At 45.3% G+C, this 20,343-nt stretch carries 23 protein-coding genes; 2 read left to right on the top strand and 21 right to left on the bottom strand.

From position 1 onward, the window contains the following. Positions 1–304: 304 nt before the first annotated feature. The 5 genes from ACL9RM_RS20925 to ACL9RM_RS20905 all read right to left on the bottom strand — a co-directional run bounded on the left by ACL9RM_RS20925 (position 305) and on the right by ACL9RM_RS20905 (position 2,413). The gene (locus ACL9RM_RS20925) at positions 305–568 is read right to left on the bottom strand and encodes a hypothetical protein (RefSeq protein WP_414126540.1); all 264 of its coding nucleotides are present in this window, start codon (positions 566–568) and stop codon (positions 305–307) included. Positions 569–756: 188 nt separating this feature from the next. After that, entirely contained in the window at positions 757–1,086 is a 330-nt protein-coding gene (locus tag ACL9RM_RS20920; RefSeq protein WP_414126539.1) for a LytTR family transcriptional regulator DNA-binding domain-containing protein, read from the bottom strand. Positions 1,087–1,144: 58 nt separating this feature from the next. After that, positions 1,145–1,267, bottom strand: coding sequence for a cyclic lactone autoinducer peptide (locus ACL9RM_RS20915; protein WP_414126538.1), 123 nt, complete (start codon positions 1,265–1,267; stop codon positions 1,145–1,147). A gap of 8 nt (positions 1,268–1,275) precedes the next feature. After that, on the bottom strand, positions 1,276–1,791 hold the full coding sequence (locus ACL9RM_RS20910; protein WP_414126537.1) for an accessory gene regulator ArgB-like protein: 516 nt from the start codon (positions 1,789–1,791) through the stop codon (positions 1,276–1,278). Continuing rightward, the gene (locus ACL9RM_RS20905) at positions 1,784–2,413 is read right to left on the bottom strand and encodes a hypothetical protein (RefSeq protein ID WP_414126536.1); all 630 of its coding nucleotides are present in this window, start codon (positions 2,411–2,413) and stop codon (positions 1,784–1,786) included. The genes ACL9RM_RS20910 and ACL9RM_RS20905 overlap by 8 nt, the downstream gene beginning before the upstream one ends. Before the next feature lie 323 nt (positions 2,414–2,736). Here ACL9RM_RS20905 and ACL9RM_RS20900 point away from each other — a divergent pair, with 323 nt between their 5' ends. Continuing rightward, entirely contained in the window at positions 2,737–3,129 is a 393-nt protein-coding gene (locus ACL9RM_RS20900; protein ID WP_422759391.1) for a hypothetical protein, read from the top strand. A 166-nt stretch (positions 3,130–3,295) separates the two neighbouring features. After that, positions 3,296–3,889: a hypothetical protein gene (locus ACL9RM_RS20895; RefSeq protein ID WP_414126534.1), complete on the top strand. Its 594-nt coding sequence runs from the start codon at positions 3,296–3,298 to the stop codon at positions 3,887–3,889. 119 nt (positions 3,890–4,008) lie between these two features. Here ACL9RM_RS20895 and ACL9RM_RS20890 read toward each other — a convergent pair whose 3' ends face one another. The 16 genes from ACL9RM_RS20890 to ACL9RM_RS20815 form a co-directional block, all read right to left on the bottom strand. Beyond that, entirely contained in the window at positions 4,009–4,242 is a 234-nt protein-coding gene (locus ACL9RM_RS20890) for a hypothetical protein (RefSeq protein WP_414126533.1), read from the bottom strand. Between the two features lie 343 nt (positions 4,243–4,585). Next, the gene (locus tag ACL9RM_RS20885; protein ID WP_414126532.1) at positions 4,586–6,001 is read right to left on the bottom strand and encodes a transcriptional regulator; all 1,416 of its coding nucleotides are present in this window, start codon (positions 5,999–6,001) and stop codon (positions 4,586–4,588) included. Positions 6,002–6,200: 199 nt separating this feature from the next. Continuing rightward, the gene (locus ACL9RM_RS20880) at positions 6,201–6,710 is read right to left on the bottom strand and encodes a phage holin, LLH family (protein ID WP_414126531.1); all 510 of its coding nucleotides are present in this window, start codon (positions 6,708–6,710) and stop codon (positions 6,201–6,203) included. A 5-nt stretch (positions 6,711–6,715) separates the two neighbouring features. Next, positions 6,716–7,585: a glycoside hydrolase family 25 protein gene (locus ACL9RM_RS20875; protein ID WP_414126530.1), complete on the bottom strand. Its 870-nt coding sequence runs from the start codon at positions 7,583–7,585 to the stop codon at positions 6,716–6,718. After that, positions 7,569–8,039: a phage holin family protein gene (locus ACL9RM_RS20870; protein WP_414126529.1), complete on the bottom strand. Its 471-nt coding sequence runs from the start codon at positions 8,037–8,039 to the stop codon at positions 7,569–7,571. The genes ACL9RM_RS20875 and ACL9RM_RS20870 overlap by 17 nt, the downstream gene beginning before the upstream one ends. A gap of 228 nt (positions 8,040–8,267) precedes the next feature. Continuing rightward, the gene (locus ACL9RM_RS20865) at positions 8,268–8,690 is read right to left on the bottom strand and encodes a hypothetical protein (RefSeq protein WP_422759390.1); all 423 of its coding nucleotides are present in this window, start codon (positions 8,688–8,690) and stop codon (positions 8,268–8,270) included. Continuing rightward, positions 8,672–9,829 (bottom strand): phage tail protein, encoded by a 1,158-nt coding sequence (locus tag ACL9RM_RS20860; RefSeq protein WP_414126527.1) that lies wholly within the window; start codon positions 9,827–9,829, stop codon positions 8,672–8,674. Before ACL9RM_RS20860 ends, ACL9RM_RS20865 begins: the two co-directional genes overlap by 19 nt. 13 nt (positions 9,830–9,842) lie before the next feature. Next, positions 9,843–10,232: a phage tail protein gene (locus tag ACL9RM_RS20855; protein ID WP_414126526.1), complete on the bottom strand. Its 390-nt coding sequence runs from the start codon at positions 10,230–10,232 to the stop codon at positions 9,843–9,845. Between the two features lie 14 nt (positions 10,233–10,246). Further along, complete coding sequence (locus ACL9RM_RS20850; protein WP_414126525.1) at positions 10,247–11,311, bottom strand: hypothetical protein; 1,065 nt, start codon at positions 11,309–11,311, stop codon at positions 10,247–10,249. Beyond that, the gene (locus ACL9RM_RS20845) at positions 11,308–12,462 is read right to left on the bottom strand and encodes a baseplate J/gp47 family protein (protein WP_414126524.1); all 1,155 of its coding nucleotides are present in this window, start codon (positions 12,460–12,462) and stop codon (positions 11,308–11,310) included. Before ACL9RM_RS20845 ends, ACL9RM_RS20850 begins: the two co-directional genes overlap by 4 nt. A 15-nt stretch (positions 12,463–12,477) precedes the next feature. Further along, the gene (locus ACL9RM_RS20840) at positions 12,478–13,389 is read right to left on the bottom strand and encodes a hypothetical protein (RefSeq protein ID WP_414126523.1); all 912 of its coding nucleotides are present in this window, start codon (positions 13,387–13,389) and stop codon (positions 12,478–12,480) included. Further along, positions 13,386–13,754, bottom strand: coding sequence for a hypothetical protein (locus tag ACL9RM_RS20835; RefSeq protein WP_414126522.1), 369 nt, complete (start codon positions 13,752–13,754; stop codon positions 13,386–13,388). Before ACL9RM_RS20835 ends, ACL9RM_RS20840 begins: the two co-directional genes overlap by 4 nt. A 4-nt stretch (positions 13,755–13,758) precedes the next feature. Beyond that, entirely contained in the window at positions 13,759–14,376 is a 618-nt protein-coding gene (locus tag ACL9RM_RS20830; protein WP_414126521.1) for a hypothetical protein, read from the bottom strand. Between the two features lie 5 nt (positions 14,377–14,381). Continuing rightward, positions 14,382–15,023 carry a hypothetical protein gene (locus ACL9RM_RS20825; protein ID WP_414126520.1) on the bottom strand — a complete coding sequence of 214 codons (642 nt, stop codon included), beginning with the start codon at positions 15,021–15,023 and terminating at the stop codon, positions 14,382–14,384. Between the two features lie 2 nt (positions 15,024–15,025). After that, a complete protein-coding gene (locus tag ACL9RM_RS20820; protein ID WP_414126519.1) occupies positions 15,026–16,777 on the bottom strand; it encodes a LysM peptidoglycan-binding domain-containing protein in 1,752 nt (583 codons plus the stop codon). After that, positions 16,774–20,328: a M23 family metallopeptidase gene (locus ACL9RM_RS20815; protein ID WP_414126518.1), complete on the bottom strand. Its 3,555-nt coding sequence runs from the start codon at positions 20,326–20,328 to the stop codon at positions 16,774–16,776. The genes ACL9RM_RS20820 and ACL9RM_RS20815 overlap by 4 nt, the downstream gene beginning before the upstream one ends. Between the last annotated feature and the right edge of the window lie 15 nt (positions 20,329–20,343).

The following is a 20,343-nucleotide window of genomic DNA, read 5'->3' as shown; positions in this document are numbered from 1 at the left end:
TAAAACGATCTGAGGACCCTAGTTTTTAGACCACTAAGACAGTTTTAAACCCCCTGCAAAAAAACAGGGGGTTTCTCAACAGCCTGAGAACCCTAATATTAGGGTTCTCAGAGTGTCGAGAAAGTCCAAAGGACTTTCCGGCACTTTATTTTTTATTTGGGGAGACTCAACTTTTAAAACAAAAATCGATTTAAAACGATCTGAGGACCCATTTTTAATTGATCAAAATGACCATTTTAAACCTCATTAAAAAAACAGGGGGTTTCTCGACAGCCTGAGAACCCTAATATTAGGGTTCTTTTCATTATTCCACATCGTATCTTAACACGAAGTTAATCAGCTTAGAGCAATCTTCAAATCCAGTTCGATAGATAGGTTCTACTTCTTCTACTCGCTGTATGTACATATCTTCAATTTCGGCGATTGTGCCATGCAGATGTTCAGGGACAGTTTTCTTTAAGGTACTCAACAGGTCGTCAAAATGTTTATAATCCTTTTCATGCTTTACTTCGTTTTCCTTGACTATCTGTTCTATTCTCCGTGTGATGGAAGGCTCCAAAAATTTCATGCCAATTTCCCCTTTTATGTCATTTACTCATCTCACAAGGACTATTTAAACCAATATTTAGGTTTTTGTAAACGTAAGTTCGCATATGAATTTTGAATAATCGACAGTACCTTTCGACAGTCTTTTACAAAAGACTTGTGTTATAGTTATTAATTTAAAAGAGCCGCTAAATGAACAGCGGCTCTTTACTAATTAGAGAATACGATATCAGGTTTTAATTTTACCAAAGCCGAAGCTACTTTCTTATATCTAAATCCTGCCATAGTGCAAGTCATTTTCTTGTAGTTTTGGCCGTCTTGAAATTCAGCGAGTTTTAATGCTTCGTTTATTCCCGTTAGCGCATCGACGTTTATGGTGTAACTCCGATCCACGTTGTAGAAGTTGTATCCCTCGTTGTTGAATAACATCTCCCAGTAATTCAGGGGGCCTGTAGTGTAAAAACTCCCCTCAAACGTATGCATTAAAATTCGATGGATATGGCTCCTACTTTCGACAAAGAGGATTTTACCTACATCCAATAGTTTTGGCCCCCTATCAGGCTCCGTGGTGACTGATATTATCATGTAACCTCCGTACTTACTTCATCAGTTCTTTTGGTGGTTCTGGACTGTAGACATAAAACATACTTGCAACGCTAACAGACATAACTGCGATTGCGGTAAGGCTGGATGCAATTGCGCCATAGATACTTTTCATCATGATAGTTTTCACCTCCTTATGTTGATTAAAAGCAGACATTGTGCCAAAACACTTATAGCTATAAACGGATTAGCAATCCATAGATTAAAGCTAACTACAATAAAAGCGCCAGACCGCAGCAGCGGGAAATAGCGTGGTGGTATACGCGTTTGCCGCTCTATTCCTGCTGGAGCAAAGACGAGAATCAACAGCATGCTAACCAAAGTTGCACCTATCGTCCAGCTGTAATCAAGTTTTACGAACGATAACCCAGTAAACAATATCGTTGAAACAGCTACGCAGCCCATACCACTTTTAAGGTGTAGTCCCCCAGTCATCTGTCTCAAAAATGCGAATGCTGCCATTATAATTAATACTTCTTTTGTACGGTCTGTAAAAGCAGATATCACTATGGTCAGTCCAGTGATAAACACCAGATTCAATGTTATAGCCAGCGCGTGCTTCAATACCGGAACAGAGGTCGGATGGTCTGGTACAACACTTTTGATGTGCTGAGCCATCCGTAAAGCTAGTGGCTCAATCATATTCCCTCTCCTTTCGAAGTGCGTAATATAGAAACATCCCCGCTGCCAGTGCAAAATAGGCTATATTAAGCCAAACATCATTTACATATGCAATTACTGCAAGGGTCGCCAAAGCGCCTATTATTACAATAATCACAATGTTCTGTTCCCACTTAAAACGCAGTTTGTCAAACGGGGCTATAAAACCAATGCCGAGTTTATAAAGCAGTCCTGACACGATCAGTACAACTGCGCTAGTAACAGCTTGTAATAAAGATCCCTTTGCCGATCCTCCTTGTAACTCACTCATAGGGATACCAGAATACATAAGTAGCAAAATGATGGTCTGGAATAGTGTATAGACGAAAAACCCAGTCACCGATAGTATGCAAGACCATATTAGTGGCACTTTAACCACAGTAGTAATCAATAGCACCATTAACAATATATTTATTATTGGAGCCAAAAAAGCCACATCTAATTCTTCACGAAGCACGAAGCTTTGGCAGGACATTAACAAAGTCACTACTAGCGCCTGCCATTGAAAGTCTAAAGCTTTTAACCGAAAAATTGTTAGGGTTAGTACAAAAGCCGCAAAACTCTCTACCACGCTAAAAGTTATAAACATAGACGTATCCCACATCTATTCCCCATCCTCTACGTTAATAATTCCATCACTGTAAAATATACTGTTTTGAGCAATGTTCATCAATAGCGAAAAGGTAAATATTACATGATTATATAGAAAAATGTTCCTGACGCTGATAGACTATAGAAAAACACGAGGTGAACAATCAGATGTCAGTTTTGTTTAAAAAAATATGCCTTTCAATATTTACAGTTTTCTTCTTTTGCTCAATTATAATCACCCACGCATCCGCACAGAAACCTTACGAGAATTTCAATACTGTAGGTAATTGGACACTGGGCTCTGCCTTTTCGGACCTACAGCCACAGCTCAAGAACATGAAAATTGAAACAGAATATTATCAAATGGCATATAGTGGGGATGTTGCTTTCTTTGATGACAATCAATATCTTCACTTCCACAACGGAATTCTTGAATATGCAAGTGTTTATCAAAAGGGAAAAGGTATCAAAAACAAATTTGTGGTGGGCGATACATTAAAAAAAGTCATCGATAAACTAGGAAATCCCTTAACTAAAATGAATACATCAGATTCAATTTATTATTCCTATGGTAATGATTACACTGACCCCGAGCTGACGGTAGAAATAAGGAACGGTAAAGTAATTTCCGTGCAGCTCGAAAAAATCACAGAAGGGTTCCCGGACGAAAACAGGGCAGTTCAATACTATCTTAATAAAAACAAAAATAAAATTAGTTTCACAAAATGAATCAACCCCAGCGCAGTCTGGGGTTTTAATATTATGAAAACTTGTTAAAAATTCTAGTAGCTTGGCTCTTAATACCCTCTAATTTTTTTCTGGGCACCTTATTGATCAAGTTGAATATAGTACGACTGTGAAGTGAAAACAATAAACGGAAGGTGTGTTTTGAATTATGTTTCAATATCGTTCGATGCATCAAACACCAGGAACCTTTACAGTCCCCACACAGCCAGCAATGCCCATCCCTCAATTTCCTTATGGAAGCAGCGGTGGTCATCAAACACCAGGAACCTTTACAGTCCCCACACAACCAGCAATGCCCATCCCTCAATTACCTTATGGAAGCAGCGGTGGTCTCAATTCAGGTAATATGACAACTATACTAGGACAATTTCAACGCCCGACTGAACAACCTCCTGCACAAATGTTGAGTCTTTATCAACAATTAAAAGCAAACCCTACCTTGCTTAAAAAAGTAATTCAAATGCGCCCTCAAAATATACAACAGGCTTTGGAGATTGTTCAATCTGATGGAAGTAGCCAAGGAGGAGTTTACGTTCACAGTACTCCTAGAAGCAGGGCTGTAGAAGACTATGATTATAGACCTCTTCCAGGATTTTGTTATTTTAAATATAGCCTTATTTTTACTTGGACAGATGTATTTTTAATGTGGCCCGTGACTAATATCTTTGGTTTTGTTGTAGGTTACTGTTTCTTTACACCATGTGCAGTGCCAGATAATCAAATTATTTTTGCTTTATGTTAATTTCACAAATAATTTTAAGGCGATATCCTCTTTTCAAAATAACGCTGATGAATAAGACATAATTAAGCTGATGAATAAGACATAATTAAAATGAAACAATAAAAAGGACTCCATACTGTTTACATACCAGCGGAGTCCTTTTTCACATCTACTCTAAATTCAAACTGGTTCCGTAAGTAATAAGCTCTGGCAATCTTGACCGATTCAGGCGAGAACTTTTCTATAGTGCCACCATAGTCTATAACCGATACCCACTCCTCACCCAACGGCTGAACAACATATACCCTTACCTGGTTTAATGCAGCTGCAAATAATTCTATATCCGACTTTAACACTTTATATGTATGGTTCATGCTGTTCACCTCAGGATAGGTATTCGGTGAATGGTATGTTGATTCCTTCAACGACAAAAAAAGGCTCTTACTGAATTGCTTTTTAACTACACATTAATTCTTCAGTTTTGGGGATCATAATTAATCAAGGAGAGGTTTTGACAGGGGTACTGTTCAATACACTGTCCTTAGATTCGTTAAACACACTGTTTCCTCAGATCGTTCAACAAAAATCCCCGCCGACCAATTAAGGTTAGCGGGGATTGTTTTGTTTATCTAAGCTTAGGAACCTCCAACGGTAGCATTAAGCTGAATAGGGTGCTGGTCATAAGCATGATTAGGCCCACTCACAATAAATAAAAAACTAGCTGCGACGATCAGAAGAACCATTTTTCTCAACATTGTTTAACCACACCTTTTCAATAAGATTTAAAAACTCTTCTTTGAACTCAGGAACTGCATGTGTTCTAAACTTCACGAATAGCCCCATGCAGTTTATAAAATAAGTTTCGTTATTTATTATATGTGACTGTACCGTTGCATACATCAAATGTTTAAAGCCATCACCGTATGATCCTCTATATAAATAATAATAAGCTAACTCGTATCCAAATCGTGCATATTGTTCTGGTATAACTTGCCTAGTATACATATCCATTGATGGCTGCACCTGTTGAGTAAACGAATTAATTATAGTTTCAAAACGTCTAAGTATATCGTCTATATCTAGTTGATACTGGTTAGCTGCAAGCAGTACGTTCAATATCTTAGTTACCATTTCTTTATCTACTTTTGATTTGGCAATGTATTCAACATAATCTGGAAGCACACTTGTATCACCGGACAAAAGTTTATAAATGTAACTATTACATTTCGCCCAATCCTTATAAAGATTTAGCCAATATAAAGTATCTTCGTCTGTCTCCAATACCCAATCTAAATCAGTGTAGGCATATGTATATTCTAGAGCTTGTTGATAATCGCCTTGGGCTTCGCAGACACTTGCACATAGTAAATCGGCATATGTGATGTACACAAACATGGGACGACTTAACTTCTTAGCAGGTTCGTCACACTCTCGTTTCTTCTGTTGATGTTTAATTGTATATTGGATTTCCGCTTTTTCTCTCATTTTTCTTGCCATTTCATCGACCTTGTCCCACTTACACAATGAACGATACAAATTCGCTAAGTCCTTCAATGCGTCAAGTTGGTCTATTTCATTCAATCGCTCAACAAAAGCTTCAAGTAACGCAGCAGCGTGGAGATTTTGGGTTTGGTCGTCTCCAATCTGAATCGTAAATATACGATATTGACAGACTGCCAAGCGCTCAGAATGTTGATATTTCTCCGCTTCAGCTACCCCCTCATAGAGCAGCAATGCAGCCGCATGTCTTCCCTGCGCCAACAATTCTTCTGCAATGTCAAATAGTTTGGGCGAATACAGTAGATTGTCCATGATGGCTCCCACCACTCGACGGATCGCATCCAACTTGTCCAACTCCGCACAGCGAAACAAAAATGGCTCGATTCGCCTCATATTCGGAGGATGGTCGATGATGTAGTTTTCTATGAACAAGTCATAAAAGTGACCTTCCGGTAAACCCATAGCCTCAGTAATTCGATCCAGTTGGTTAACAGACAAAGGCTTGTTTCCTGTCACGATAGCACTTACTGCTCCCCTATTCATATCAGCAATATGACCAAATTGTGTTAAACTCAATCCTTCTTGTTGTAGGTATCTGTCTAATTCTGCTCGAATCGTAGGTGTATGCTTCATGCCATAGCCACCCTTCGCATAGAAATTCCAGTATTTTATAATCATTTACTATTTTTGCCCAGTAATTAACAATTGTCAATATCTTTTTTGCGAATCATCTGGAAAAGCTGCGTTTGTCATAAGAACACTCCTGTAAACAAAAAAAGCACCCCACCGGCTTTAAGCCAGCAGGGTGCTTCGTATTTCCAAACGTTTGTGATTATTCGGCAGCGACAGGTGGTTGGGTAGCTGGAACGGCAGTTTGCTCCTTCGTAGAAGCTGTAGGTACTTTATTATCTCCCACAGCTTGGTTTACCAATTCGCTAACTTTAGCTGCAAAAGCCGAAACAGCCGCTTTAGCCACATCTTCAGGTGGCTGTAATTCAAAATCAACGCGCTTGGTTTTACCGGGGTTAAATTTCTCCCAGGCTAATTGCACTGCCGATTCTATTTCATCCGAGCCCACCTGTATTCCAACCGTCCCCAGCTTATCTGCGAGGTACTTAGTTGCCCCGTGGAATTTAGCAGCTCCTTGGCCTGCAAATTTGGTTTCGGCATAAGCATAGGCATCGTGAGCAAGTTGCTCAATTCGCTTGCGCTGCTCTGCTGTAAAACGAGCCTCATAGAGTGGCTTTAGCTTTCGGTATACTGCCGTGCCAAGAGTCAGAGCCCCGATTGTAACCAAGCCGATAGCGGATAGTGCAATGGTTGTAATGTATTGTTCTATCATAATAATTACTTCTCCCCCTTGAGAATGTTTTTACGTAGACGATTAAGAGCAACAGCAACTTCTTCCCGGGTAATTGGCGCACCTGGACGGGTTCCATCAAAATACCCGTTTTGGGTCATTTCCTTCCACGCATCGGCTGCCCATGGGCTAACTTTGTTAATGTCTCTTTGTTGTTTTGACACTGTATTTCCCTCCTTTTTCATTGCCGTAATCCAATTGCGTAACTCGTCCACTGTGCCGTTGTACTCGTTAAGGTCCACTGGTCCGCCAATGCCATTAACTCGTATTTTTCCGTTCGGTAGCGTTCCGCCTGCGGAACCATCGGAATACTGCCAGAAGTCCCAGCGTGTCCAACCGGACGCATCCGATGGTACTTGTGTAGCGCTGTACCTTGCAATCCACAATGGATAACCGGACAGCCCCGAAAAATTCCCTATAAACGATGGATACGTATAAACAATTGGACGTACTCCAGTGAGCCGCTCTACTTCCTCCAGAAATGTCTTGGCTACGGCTGTAATCGCCGTTTTGCTAAGCTTGGACTTATTGGACTCATAGTCCATCACGGGCGGCAGGTCGAACATGGACACGCCTCCAGCGTCCTTGATGGCAGAAACAAAGTTAGCCGCCTCTTTTCGGGCTTCATCCGGTGTGGTAGCTGAGTCGTCAATGTAGTGATACGCCCCAATCATCAAGCCTGCGGCCTTCGCATCCTTCACAAACCGCAAAAACGTTTTGGAGCGAAACGACCGTCCCTGTGTAGCCTTAATAAAAACAAAGCTGATCCCGTCTGCAGCCACCTTTTTAAAATCAATATTCCCCTGATGATGGGACACGTCAATACCTTGTGCATTACGTCTATTTCGTTGTTGCATCTGTTTCATCTCCCTTGTCTTTCAACTGCCGCAAGAAACTTTTAAGCTTGAATGGCAATGGGATTCCCAATGCCCCAAGGTTCTCGGCCAGTGACAGTCCTTCACGTCCAGCGTAAAAATAAATCGCTGCTATCCTAAAAATAGGCGCATCTGGTTGTAACCAATCATCAATTTGTGCAGATAAACCCACCACCATTAGAACAGTAGCCTTACGAATTCCTCCCCAAAACATTACATTGCTGTCTGCTTTCTTATTTTTAAAAGCTGCGATAACTCCAAAAATATAATCTGCCACCATCATATAAAACAGCACCTTCAGCGGCTTGTCCCACCCACCCAAAAATGTAACAATCAGGCCAGTCAGCGCTGTAATTCCCCCTGCCGCTGCCTCCTTTTCCGATGCCCCGACCATTGCGGTCCATACGGTGCTGCCAAACATTTTAATTTGGCTCATTCTTGCTCCCCCTAAGAAAAAATAAAGCCCCCAACCACTCACCGGGGGCATAAAAATAGCGCATCCGTTTTGGATACGCTGGTTAAACATTTTGCGGTGTTGCTAAGATCTCATTTCGCTCTGATTCTTGGATAAACTTAGGTGTGTATCGGTTAAGACGTTCCTCATCCACTTTGCCTATAATCCACATGTTAAGTAGAAATGCATACATAATGCTTCACCTCCTTATTAGGTTGTAGTAGTGGTATCCATAAGAGCAAGCAATGCGGCCTCCGTACTGTCCTGACGCGCCTTTAGGTCGCTTACTTGATCAGTCAGAGGAACTTGCGGTGTTGGAGTCTCGCCACCGTTGCCGTCAATATAGATAAATTCCATCTTTCCAGTGTCCGGATTGACCACATATGACTTTGCTCGCTGGAAGTCTTCGTAATACTGACGATAGTTTAACTGCAATACCTCAACCTGCGCCGGATCGAACCCCTTGAGTTGCGGATAAAACCCCATATCATCCTCTTTTGTTGTTTCGCGAGCAAAGTCGCTTTCGATTTCCGGCGTGATGAAGATTACCTCACCGGAGGCTTTGCGCCAGTAGACTTTCGATCCTATTTTCATATAAACCACCCTTTCGTTTTTTATTCGAATGCCCACCATTCATAAGCTTTTAAAACTGCAATCGTCCCCCCACCGCCAGTTCGCAGTGATCCACTTGTTACATCCACGACGAAACCACCGCTTTGTGGAGTTAGGTAAGGAGAATTAATCCGATTGTTGAAACCTCCGTCTTCCAGAGCTTGCCTTCCGAACGATTTTACATCGTACACTGTTCCGCTTAAATAAATATTGTTGGATGTGTCACGCAATTCCACTCTAAAAAATATCCCGTTAGGAGAAAAACCTAACCCTGATGCCGCTAGGGATAATTGAACACTACTAGCTATACCGGTAGCTGTAGCGCTCTGCCCGTTGAACGTACCGCTTGCGAATCGTTTTACAGGTGCATTTGTGATTGCTGCTGCTATCTGATCGCTACTCATATCAGAACTGGCGCCTCCAAATTTGCCGTTGATCGCGCCTACGATTTTATTTTTAAGATCAACGGCTTGCGTTAAAGACTGTTGAGCCAAATTGTATGCTTCATTGGCTCGGTCATTAGCCGTCTTTACCGCAATCGGCGCGGCTGCCTGATCTGTAGCTGTGCTGCTTACCGATGTATTAATCTGCACAATTCCGCGCGCCTGTGTTGACGCAGACGGCAGATCGGATGCTGAGTGCGTATGATTCTTGCTTGCTAATCCGTCCCAAGGCAGCCAAACTCCAGCGACTGTTCTAATCCGTTTGTATACCCCACCAGTTTCATCGACATAGAGGTGGACGATTACCATATCCTCTTCCACTTTGACCGATCCTACAAAAAGAACGCCTTTAGGATTTGCCCCTGGCGGACTGTGATCCGAAGCAGGGTTTAAAGTTGCAACATCAATCCTGTAAGCTCCGGGTAAGATGATAAAATTCCAATCGACTGAGAAAGGCTTCCCTCTATCGACAAACGATATGCCATACAAATCAGAAAGAGCCTTGCTGTTCGGTACAGTAGCGGAAGAAGCAGACTTATAATCTGCGCTGAGTCGGACAATACCCTTAACTGTAGTTGTGGCATCGTCTACCTTTATATTTTTAATAGCCTCGTCCAAAGACTGATCATTTTCATAGAGCGTATCAATCGGCACATTCAAGACATCGGCATGCCCTTGGTCTGTGGTAACAAATCGTCTTGGTTGTTTTATTGTCACAAGCTACCCCTCCTTAATAAATGTCGTCGATCTCAAATATAAACTCAATGTCGCTGTCCTTAATTTTGTTGGTCATGGTTCGTATGGCCGTTAGTTTGCCAGCCGAATCAACCAACGCCAGTTCATTGATCGTTTTCCCGGCTAGTTCAGTTTCAGCCAGTGAGCAGACGTACCGGATAGTGGCCGGGGCAATGAATTCAAAACTGGAGATATCCTTTTGAAGCAGTTCAAACTTTAAGGACTGCTCTGTTCCGTCCAAGGGAAGCGGCTTGCCTTCTGTGTCCACTCCACCGCTACCGAATGCCATTTTGACCACCTTCGTTAGTGTGCCACCCTCTGCCCGCGCTCGGGCCATCTGCTCTCTTGCGTAGGCAGTTGTTACCGTTAATACTTGTTCAGCCATTGCTATCATCCTTTCTAAGCTTCCATGATCGTTTCCGTTGAACTTAATGTCCGACTGCCATCCAACATAACGCTACCATCAAGCAACCAATAATTTTTTCGTGCCTTTACTCTGCCTTCTTGCCTGTTCTCAATACGGTGCTTGGTCTTCAACTCCAGCCTATTAACATACCGCATCCGTCCTCCGGTCCATCCAGATAGCGAAGCAGACCCATTTAAGACTTCCAAACCATCCAGATACCAAGGTCGGCCACCAAAAAAATGTACTGCTGACCGCAAACGCAATCGACTCCGGTAAAAATGCGTGTGCTGAATCGGGGTATATACATGGACTGAAGTAGTAAAGGCAATACCTCCACCTTTGTTCTCCAGCAAAATATCCCGGAATGCAGACAAGGCATCTGCACTTTCTGTATACTTGGCATCCAGCCGGACACCCAAAACCGCAGGATCCTTGTCATATACCTCTACACCACCGGATTCACCTAATTGGTAGGCAAGCAATTCCTGCAAAGCTACATTATTGGTTTTGGGATTCAGCACCCACATTGTAAATCGCCGGCGGAAAGATTCGGCCAGCTCACCTGGACGTCGTTGCAAACCGAAGAAGCTGCCCCAATAATCGAGCCAGCGTCCAGAAGCCATATTGCGGTCCAGTTGCAGCAATGCCAGATCCGTGTCCGCCTCCGCTTTACGTAACACCCTATAGACAGGGTACATACGCCGCCAAACATTGCTAGTAAAAGCATTAAGTGTGGAATCAACTGATAGGTTCTCCACCTCAAGCAACGCCAGTGGGACAGCATCCAATCTGAGTATTTCCGGTGCCAGTTCTGCGGTGTACCCCATGTACCTTATAACAGGGAGCAATTCAGCGGCGGTCAAACCATGAAGATTAACAGATTGCTTGTCCGGCAGCTCCGGGCGGTACGGTGCGGTATGAAAATAAAGCATCCCTTCGTCAACCGTTACCCTACTGTGCTGACCGCCGCCACGCCCAAGCGTTAGAAATGGAACCTCTTTCGGCAGCTTGTTCCACTTGTCGCCAAGGTTGTCCAGCAGCTTTCTCAGAATCCTCATACGCCCGCCTCCCGGTAGATTATCGGGAATTGTGGTACAAGCTTCTCTGTTTTTCCTGCGGTTGGATTAGCATCGGACCATGTTGTGCCACCATCCACGGATAAATCCAATTTCACATCATATATGCCACTTAGCAGCTTTATGCGGGTTTCCAGCTCCGTTTGTACCATTTCCTGCCCCTGTTTAACCCCGCTGAAATAGTCCCTAATCTCCCGCTCAATATCGGTTTGAATCGTTGAAAGGGTCGTACCATCATCGAATTTTATAGTAAGACGGATATTAACTGGCTTGGTGGTAACGGAGAACAAATTAATCTGTATCCCAGCGGACTTGTATCCGTATACGGGCTTGCCATCTTCATAATACCCGGTCAAGGTTTTCTGGATTGCTGCGAACAGTTCTGCCGATGCAGTCCCGACCCCGTTCCAAACATACAGATCGACTTCCCCTTTGCGGGCGGGCAAATCCTCAAACGCTTGGGAATCCACCACACGCTCGATTGCCAGACCTGTTGCATCTGTGAGCTGGACGGTGGTTGCTCCATACTCAATGCTTTGCAGCGTTCCGCGAGATAATGACGCAATGAATTTCTTGAAACGATTTTTTTGCTCGTCCTGTGTCTCTTCCTCTTTCCCGTTGGAAAAGGCAGCACCATTAAATACCGTGTCAATCCCGGTTGGCTTGGATACAAAATCGGTAATGGTTTGGGCCTCTGTATTGCCGTCCAAGCCGGGAGTCAAGCAGATTACAGGTACATCCACACTCATGGCCCCGATTGCTATTACTGCATCTGAGGTGGTGCGGTAGCTAATCGGAGCTTTGGAAGCCGTAGCCTGTGTTTTAAGCAACGTTCCTACTGGAACGAGGTAATTGGTATCTGCTGGTGTTACACGGGTAAACGTGACCGTTCCAGTTGCATACAGAGCCGGAAGCTTCGGAAATCCAAAAGCGGAATAGATCCCTTCCCCTATTGCTTTACGCATGGCCCGCCAAGTTTTATCGTAATATTCCTCCAACTCCTTGCCCACAGCTTCCAGCATCGTTCTGGCGCGGGAACCAACCACAAAATCAGTTATTTTAGAGGAGACGCCCCTTGACCAGTCCACCATGTCCTGTATAATACTCTCCATGGTTTTGCGTTCAAATGCCAAAATACTCCCTCCTTTCTATACGGCAATGGCTACGCCGGATTGGTCCACTTGTAGCCCTATACTTTCCTTGCTGCCCGCCACATCAACAGTCAAATAGACATAATATGTAGCCTGCTGAATAACGACGTTATCCACGGTAACGCCGTTTATGCGGTCCTCATAGGAAAGTGTCTCATGAATATCCAACTCCACCAATTTTCGAATATAAGGAGCTTGCGCAAGTCCTATAAACTCATGAAGGCGACTGCCATAGGTTGGGTGCTGCGTCAGACTGCCACGCCGGGTTACCAGCCTATGACTTACGGCTTGCTTTATATTGTCTATTCCCGTTACAACTTCCCAGTCTCCAGTTCCGTCATCTGACAAGTCACCATCTGGAGTCATTTTAAGATCGGTACCCCCAAATGGTTCCGCGCTGGGCGTGGTCGCTAGTTCGGTACCGTTGTTTATATAGACAATCTGTCCAGTAAGACGTACCTTCGCATCTTTTCCGTTGGTGAACGGTTCTGGGTTCGTAACAGACAAAGAACCGGGTTCTGAACTGGACCGGATAGATCCGGACAAAACAATGCTGCCCACTATGGTATTACCAAATCTCCCCGGCAACCGACTGCGGACATAAAAATAACCCTCTGCCACACCAGCAGCAAGGGTCGTGTCTTCAACCAATTCATATACTTTCTGCACACCTTGAGAATCCACATCCGTCATAAACAATGAACCAGCATACAGCGTAAGTGGCAAGGACACTGCCTGCCGCCTTACCAGCAAATACCCGCTTGCATATAAGGTATAATAGGCTTCCCGGCTCGTCATGGTGTACGGATACTCAAGGCCGTTATAATCCGCAATATCCTGCCAAGGCACATTGTACAGCACGGACAAGCCTTGTATCGTATCTGCGTCGTTCAACACATGTTCAATCATAGGCCATCATCCTCCGTGCTTATTTCTGTCGGCTCCCCGATTACGTTCGTGCTACTATCAGCGGCTAATGTACGCAGCTTGTACAGCATTGTCAGGATTGACCGCAGCTCCAATAACAAGTCAAAGGGGATGCTTGCAGCAGAAGCCAAACGACTGCAAATATCTCGACACAGCGTAGTATACTGTTCCAATTCAGCCGTATTTATATCAACCCGGTCATACAGTGCTTCATTATAATCCGACAGCGCGGTATACGCCCGCAGAGCATAGGCCGTAATATCTTCAATGCTTTGACGTTCTTCCCTGAGCACCGGGAAATTTACATAAGTCAATTCTTCCTCGGGCAAATAGATCGACTCCAGCATCTGATCATCCCCCTTTCGTGAGCTTGTTTAGCAGCTCCCCTATGTTAGATACGTTTGCCGACAGTCTCCCGGCCATATCTTTTGTGGAAGGGTTTCGCTTCAGGTAATCCTTAGCCGCTTCCCTGCGTGTCTTAGTCAGCCTCCGCAAGCAAGTAAAGCGAAACTCATAGCGGTACAACAACGGCTCCGACTTGCTCCGCTGGAGCCTAAAGTTTTGCGGGTGGATCTCGTAATACTCGTTGTCCTCCCAGTTGTACCAGAACAACGAATGCTGCGGATCGTTGGCCTGCAAGAATTTTCGGTGTATATCGGCCCTAAAGCTTATAAATTCCTCGTATCCGTCCAAAACTCTGCTCTCCGCAGATGTACGTTTGCTGTATCCAGTTGTGCCGGACAGTGTAACCGTAGGAAGCCCCAAACCAAAGTCAGGCACATACGCCCCGCCAAGCGTCTGCACGATGTTGCCTCGCCCCGGTTCATCCTGCGTAAAATCCGATGGATTGACCAGGAGCGTGTGCAAGGTAATAGAACCGGAATCCCCACTGGGCAGTGTCTTCCGAAGCTCAAAGGTCATTCGATAAAACTTTTTCTGATCGCGGGTTGAATCCTTTACCAGTGCCATTACAATCACCCTTTCTCTACGGTTATATCCCCTTTCGGTAGTTTGAATATCGCCTTGCCCGTGGGGTGGAAGAACTCAAACCCTCCGGCAGATAAACGGATATAGGCTGGCGCTTCGTCTGGAATCGGACAAGATATTTCTACGCTTCCCGGCGCGACCTTCACGGTAACAGGCGGGTTCTTCCCCTCTTTATCAGAGGGATAACTCAACAAGGCGTGCTCTGGGGTCAACTCCACATATGCCCGTTGCTGCTGCTTACTTTCATCCAACAAATGCTCCTGAACATCCTTATCAGCAACTCCGCCCTTTTTACCTATTTCAAACACCGGAAGCTGAAGCTTAATTTTGTCTCGCTTAACAGTTATGAAGTTGGTTCCATAGCTGCCGTTCCGCAAAAATCCGGCCAAATAGGGAGCGTCTTTACGATTGTCAAGATAGCCTACAATGACCGTATCCCCTTCCACTGGCTCCCGGTCTAAGTTGCCCATAACCCATACTGGAACAGGCTGGCTATAGTCCAAAAAAACGACTTCAATACGGGCATACTTCTCATAATCCTTGATGCTGGTTACTCGCGCAAGCCTGGTAGCATTAAATTCTGGCATCCGATTTGTTGTCTTTCCTCCAAGCGAGCTCTGATCTTTCACTGTTATTTTCCTCCCGGTATTTTGAGGACTTGACCAACATAAATGTACTTGCCGTGTTGGGAAGCGTTGCGGTCATCCCGTTTAATAAGCATATCCTTGTTGGCTTCCCACAGCTTAATCCATTCGTCTCCCTTGCCATAAAGCTTGGCAGCAATGCTCCATAAGCTATCACCGCGCTTGACAGTATAATAATCGGCTTTTACTTCGGCTGCTGTTTTCACGGAAGCAGGCTTTTTATCAGTTGCTTTGGCAGTCTGCACGGCTACCGCGCTTGATGTTTTAACTGCGGGTTTGTAATCACGGCCACGAGTGAGCTGCAATGTTGTGGTCCATCCATCGAATACATTAAAAGTCTGCGTTACAGTTTCAATGTAAAATTCCTTCATGATCCCGGGCGCCTGCAATCGCTGACCGATTTTATAGCTGCCTTTGCCACGAACCGTCATGGAGCCATTTAAAAATTTGTGGTTGTTTTCAAACCACTCCTTCAGCTTGAGCGTATATGCTTTGCTCATCTGTTCCAGCTTGGTCGTGTCCTCCGGCTTGCTCGGGTCAACTGCCAATCCTTCTATTTCAACCTCCAGTGGCGAAAGGCCATAGCGCTCGACAGCAGACTTATTCATGATCGGCGGTGCGACTCTTTTCAAATCAATTCCAAATGGGTTGATTGTCGTCCCGGCCCAGAATAGGTTGTAATGCTCGTCGTCTGCGTAAGATAAATCTTCATCAATTACGTCCGCTGCGATCACTTCATGAACGGCCAACTTGTCCCAGGCATCCTTGCTGAAAGGTGTATTCCGCAAAAATACGGACACTACACTCTTGTCTTTACCAAACGGGAAGCGGGGAAACGGGTAATAGCCCTCTCCCTTCGGAAACTTGGCCTTTGTCTGATCACTGGATTGCTCAATAGTTTCATTCACAACCCTTGGCTTATCCCCAGGATTCCACGCCTCCAACGGCTCACGAACATCGACAAATAGCTCGGTAAATGGCTTGGTGGATGTGCGCTCCATCAAGTTCCAAAGCGAACCCTCGTATCTGTCCAATGTAAAGAACTGAGGAAGAAAAACAGGTACCGCAGCGAAGTTGTACCTGAGTATGTTGGTAACATCAACTTTTTTTGCAACAGGTTCGGTCTTCTTCTCATCCCAAACAGTCCATTTTACGCTGTTTAGCTTCGGCAAGATAAACCGCATAATGACATCCAAAATTACAGCGGGGCTACCTTTAGCAATGCTCTCTGACTGGAAATACTTAGCCATCGCCAGCCAACCATTTTCGGTCAAAAAGAACTTATCCGTACCGCCTGATATCTCGGGATAGAATTTAATATTAGATTTAATAAGTACCTTCCCGAAGTCCCGCGCTTGAACGGATGTGGTCATGCCGTTATCTACGCTGCGGGTCCGCCGCACCCGGTCCACCAGGCCGACCATAACCGTAGATAATTCCTCACCCTTGATAGTCTTATAGCCCATCTGCACAACCACTAAATCATTTGCCATTATGAGTTGTGACCGGAACCACTTGTCTCCAGCAAGAACAATGTTCATCGTCCCGGCTGGAGCATCCAACGTCTTCTGAGTAGTGACAGAAAGCACTTGGCTGGTAGGTTCTTGGGCTGTATCTTCCGTTAAACTACCTTTAAGCTGGTAGCAGGCTTTATCTGTGTGGAAACTAACGCGGATAATAGGAACATACCTCTTGCCTTCAACGCCGCCGACTGGCGCCCAATTATAACGTTCTATCATGAGTAGCCCGCCTTTACTGGAGACATGCGGAGCCGCTGCCGCTCCTGCTCTGCCATAATACGTTTCACCAGTTTTTCAAGCTGGCTTTGGGTGGAAGCATTCAGCGCCTTGGCTCCTTCTCCACTCACATTCAGATTTACCGTGATTTCAGACTTGTGCCGGATCTCCTTCGGGCTCGATGCAGTGGGCATATATCCGATATCGCTATCACCAGCACCCGCTTTAAAATCTCCAGACACACCAAGCGATCTTAATAAATCTTCCGGGTCCATGTTTACACCAGCGCTATTCATATATCCAAGATGTAAGTGGCTACCAGTAGTGCTTTTTCCGCTTCCTGGTACTTCTGGGGTTCCACCTACATTGCCGATAAAATCCCCAGTATTTACGGTCTGACCAACCTTCAGGTTAGGGTTAACAGCAGACATGTGAGCATAAGAATACGTATTTCCATCAGACATCCTTATGCCTACTGTTGTTCCGCCAGCTTTTGAATTCGCTTTGCCATCCGGGTCAAGAGGACCGCCATCATCCATTCTAATGAATGAAACTTTACCACCTGTAAGAGCATCCAGCTTATCGCCTTGTTTACCTCGAATGTCCAAACCACCGTGAGCTTGCGTGCGAAACCCTTCTTTATCTTTAAAACGAGAATTCGCTTTCCAGTCCTTAAAAAATCCATCCCCTGACCCAGTAGATATACCACCAGTAAGGTCGTTCATAAATTTAACAACGCCTTTGGACCAGTTGTTATTTAGATTATCAGGATCGTTTCGCGCTCCTACTGGAGCATATTTGCGCTGAACTCCTTCTATAGTGTCAATGCCTTGATCCGCGTAATTGACCTTGAGATTGCGTGCCATAGCGGTTATACCATCATCTATGGAAGCAAAATTCATCAACCCGTTAACGCCCATCATACCGCCCACATTATGACGATTTCGGGATGCTGGTGATGTACCGTTCCCAGTTTCGTGCATGGATATAGCGGCCAGTGCAGCCGGATCAATGCCGAACTGCAAGCCAGCCTGTACAAATTGAGCGCCTTTGCCCGCAAGCACACCGCCCAACTTTTTATTAAGCTGTTCGGCGCTGATCCCACTCATGGCCGTGATTTTAGATGAAATGCTGAAACCATTTCCCATGGCGGATAAGCCACTTCCACCCATGCTGGCAGCCATCGAACTTCGTAGACTTTGGAACTCAGCCAACATATCAGCAGTACCATTTTGCACGGTGTACAGCATATTGCGGAAAATCCATACCGTTTTATCCAATAAACTGCTGCTGTTACGTTCCATATTGGTGTACTTGGATGCGGCATCTAGTGCCATATCTGACGTGGCTCGGTTCATGGATTTGAAGTTATTTCTACCCGTTGAAGACATGTCCTCTACATCGCGTGTTACCTGATTAGGCATACGGCCAATGTCTGAATCTCCGGCCCCGCCAGAAAACTCGTTGGTGATAATTTGGGCGGCCATTTCAAAAAAACCTGCTGCTGCATCAGAGGCAGAATCAACACTAGACTTAGGAATTGTCCCAGCCTGCTTGCCGTTGCTGAAGCTTTTCGTATTGTACAAGTACACTTTTTGCATCTGTGCATCAGTAAGCTTCTCACCGTTTTTGGCTCGTTCGTACAGGCCAGCACCTTCAGATTCAACACTGTTCGCTTTATTGCTTTGCTCACGTTGTAGCTCCCGTAAATATTGGGTCCGTTGTTGTGGGGTGGCAAAAGAAATACCGTCTGTTGCATTGGCTGCTACGGTCTTTTTACCGCCAAACAGACTTTCGAAAAGGTCCTTTTTGCCGCTTAATACTTCTGACAGCGCCGATCCCAAGTTACCTAATGCGTCGGTAGTTGCTAAACCCTTCAAATTATCGTTCATGAATTTAAGTATGGAATCAAGTATACCGTTTCCGGTTCCAGTACCGTTTTGGATAGCCTCTATAACGGTTGTGGCTCCCTCTTTAACGCCCATAACGATATCGACCAGCTTACCCCCTGCTTGTTCCAAAGCATGCTCAAAACGGGCATCTGTGTCCATGTAACCTTGTCCTTTGGCTCCTTGACGCTCGGTATCATATTTCGCGCCTGAATCAATGCTGCCATTCTCCAGAGCCTTGAGCTGGTCAGGGTTGAAAACAGAAAGGCCATTAGTTGCATCGTAAAATTCGGATGCTTCCCGCTTGGTAGCAGCAAAACCACCGTCTGTAAGCCAGCGCTGCATAATGCGCTTTGTAAGTTTTTCATTACCGCCTGTTTGGGACTTAACATACTTAGCCATAGCAGGGACGTTATCGCTGTTCATAAGGCCGTCTTCAAAAGATTCTTCCAGCCCGAACAGGTCCATGCTGCCATACTTTTTAGGGTTATATTGCCGTAGCGCTTGAACGCCCATCCACTTCCAGTTGTCGTTACCCGGCTGAAAGATACCACCCAAGCCGCCGATAAGGTTACCGCCCTGAGCGCCCGTTAACTGCATCATGCCTTTCTCGGTACCGATGCGGTCCAGCATGGTTTGATAGGCTAAAATCTGTTTGGAGCTGCCGTCTTTTAGCGTGGTGTTCATCTGCTGCAAAAGTGCATTGTTGGTTTCCATAACCTCTACGATACGTGGGGTCATACCGGACTTGAATACACTACCCGCAATGGCATCCGCAAACCCCTTTGGAGTCTGCATACCGCCTGCGGCTCGATTGGTCCCAGCGGCGCCAGCCACCTCGGATGTATCCAGCCCGTAGCTTCGGCCGAATTTTAGGAGCCCTTGTTGCTGATCGGCACTTATATTACCAGCGGCGCGGCTGTACTGATCCAGAAACCCCCATGTATCTGCTGCGCTATAACCCATCCGGTCACTACGGCCAACTGCGGAAGCGCGGTCCCACATATCTGTTGCCTGACCACTCCATCCGGCTTGTCCGCGCATACGCTGCGCCAGGTCCAGCGAATTTACAGATCGGGCATATGCAGAGCTATACGCTTGTGTTGCCAGCCCTGCGATGCTACTTAGGCCAACCAATCCCAAGGCGAATTTACCAGCTCCCAATACACTAGATAGTGCGCCGCCAGCAAGACGACTAGCGCCCCCACCCGCATTGTCGCTGTCGCTTGAACTACCAGACCGACCAGACCTACCGGAAGAAGCTGAACGATAACCACCGGATTCTCTGTAACGCTGATTGTACAAACGCTCGGCAGCCATTAACTCCTTGCGAATTACATCTAACTGCCGTTCGCGTTGCTGAATTGTCTTTTTTATTTCCTCACGTTCTCCGCGTTGGGCACCTTGAAGCTTGGAATAAAGAGAGTCCACCACACCGTTCTGCTTGCGAAATTCTGCATTCAGCTCACGCATAGTTCCAAGGAAGCGACCTTTGTATATATCCAAGGCACGGAGCTGTTTTTCATCGAAGAAGCCGCCTTTTCCGGCTCCTTTGTCTACTACACCAGCAACACCTTTAAGATCCTGCTGGAGCTGCTTCAACCCGCGCTGTAGTTGTCCAAATTCTCCCTTGGCTGATACCCGTATGGTTTGTTCTGCTGCCAAAATACTCCCTCCTTT

It is taken from the genome of Paenibacillus sp. S29, assembly GCF_049319765.1.
Lineage (GTDB): Bacteria > Bacillota > Bacilli > Paenibacillales > Paenibacillaceae > Paenibacillus > Paenibacillus polymyxa_B.
Note: the sequence above shows the minus strand (reverse complement) of the source record. Positions and strands in the feature narration are given on the sequence as shown.

Bases quoted from the DNA above. Each gene is read 5' to 3' on its own strand.
- ACL9RM_RS20925 (WP_414126540.1), bottom strand. From the start codon at position 568: ATGAAATTTTTGGAGCCTTCCATCACACGGAGAATAGAACAGATAGTC.
- ACL9RM_RS20915 (WP_414126538.1), bottom strand. From the start codon at position 1,267: ATGATGAAAAGTATCTATGGCGCAATTGCATCCAGCCTTACCGCAATC.
- ACL9RM_RS20910 (WP_414126537.1), bottom strand. From the start codon at position 1,791: ATGATTGAGCCACTAGCTTTACGGATGGCTCAGCACATCAAAAGTGTT.
- ACL9RM_RS20905 (WP_414126536.1), bottom strand. From the start codon at position 2,413: ATGTGGGATACGTCTATGTTTATAACTTTTAGCGTGGTAGAGAGTTTT.
- ACL9RM_RS20900 (WP_422759391.1), top strand. From the start codon at position 2,737: ATGAAAATTGAAACAGAATATTATCAAATGGCATATAGTGGGGATGTT.
- ACL9RM_RS20895 (WP_414126534.1), top strand. From the start codon at position 3,296: ATGTTTCAATATCGTTCGATGCATCAAACACCAGGAACCTTTACAGTC.
- ACL9RM_RS20890 (WP_414126533.1), bottom strand. From the start codon at position 4,242: ATGAACCATACATATAAAGTGTTAAAGTCGGATATAGAATTATTTGCA.
- ACL9RM_RS20885 (WP_414126532.1), bottom strand. From the start codon at position 6,001: ATGAAGCATACACCTACGATTCGAGCAGAATTAGACAGATACCTACAA.
- ACL9RM_RS20880 (WP_414126531.1), bottom strand. From the start codon at position 6,710: ATGATAGAACAATACATTACAACCATTGCACTATCCGCTATCGGCTTG.
- ACL9RM_RS20875 (WP_414126530.1), bottom strand. From the start codon at position 7,585: ATGCAACAACGAAATAGACGTAATGCACAAGGTATTGACGTGTCCCAT.
- ACL9RM_RS20870 (WP_414126529.1), bottom strand. From the start codon at position 8,039: ATGAGCCAAATTAAAATGTTTGGCAGCACCGTATGGACCGCAATGGTC.
- ACL9RM_RS20865 (WP_422759390.1), bottom strand. From the start codon at position 8,690: ATGGTGGGCATTCGAATAAAAAACGAAAGGGTGGTTTATATGAAAATA.
- ACL9RM_RS20855 (WP_414126526.1), bottom strand. From the start codon at position 10,232: ATGGCTGAACAAGTATTAACGGTAACAACTGCCTACGCAAGAGAGCAG.
- ACL9RM_RS20850 (WP_414126525.1), bottom strand. From the start codon at position 11,311: ATGAGGATTCTGAGAAAGCTGCTGGACAACCTTGGCGACAAGTGGAAC.
- ACL9RM_RS20840 (WP_414126523.1), bottom strand. From the start codon at position 13,389: ATGATTGAACATGTGTTGAACGACGCAGATACGATACAAGGCTTGTCC.
- ACL9RM_RS20835 (WP_414126522.1), bottom strand. From the start codon at position 13,754: ATGCTGGAGTCGATCTATTTGCCCGAGGAAGAATTGACTTATGTAAAT.
- ACL9RM_RS20830 (WP_414126521.1), bottom strand. From the start codon at position 14,376: ATGGCACTGGTAAAGGATTCAACCCGCGATCAGAAAAAGTTTTATCGA.
- ACL9RM_RS20820 (WP_414126519.1), bottom strand. From the start codon at position 16,777: ATGATAGAACGTTATAATTGGGCGCCAGTCGGCGGCGTTGAAGGCAAG.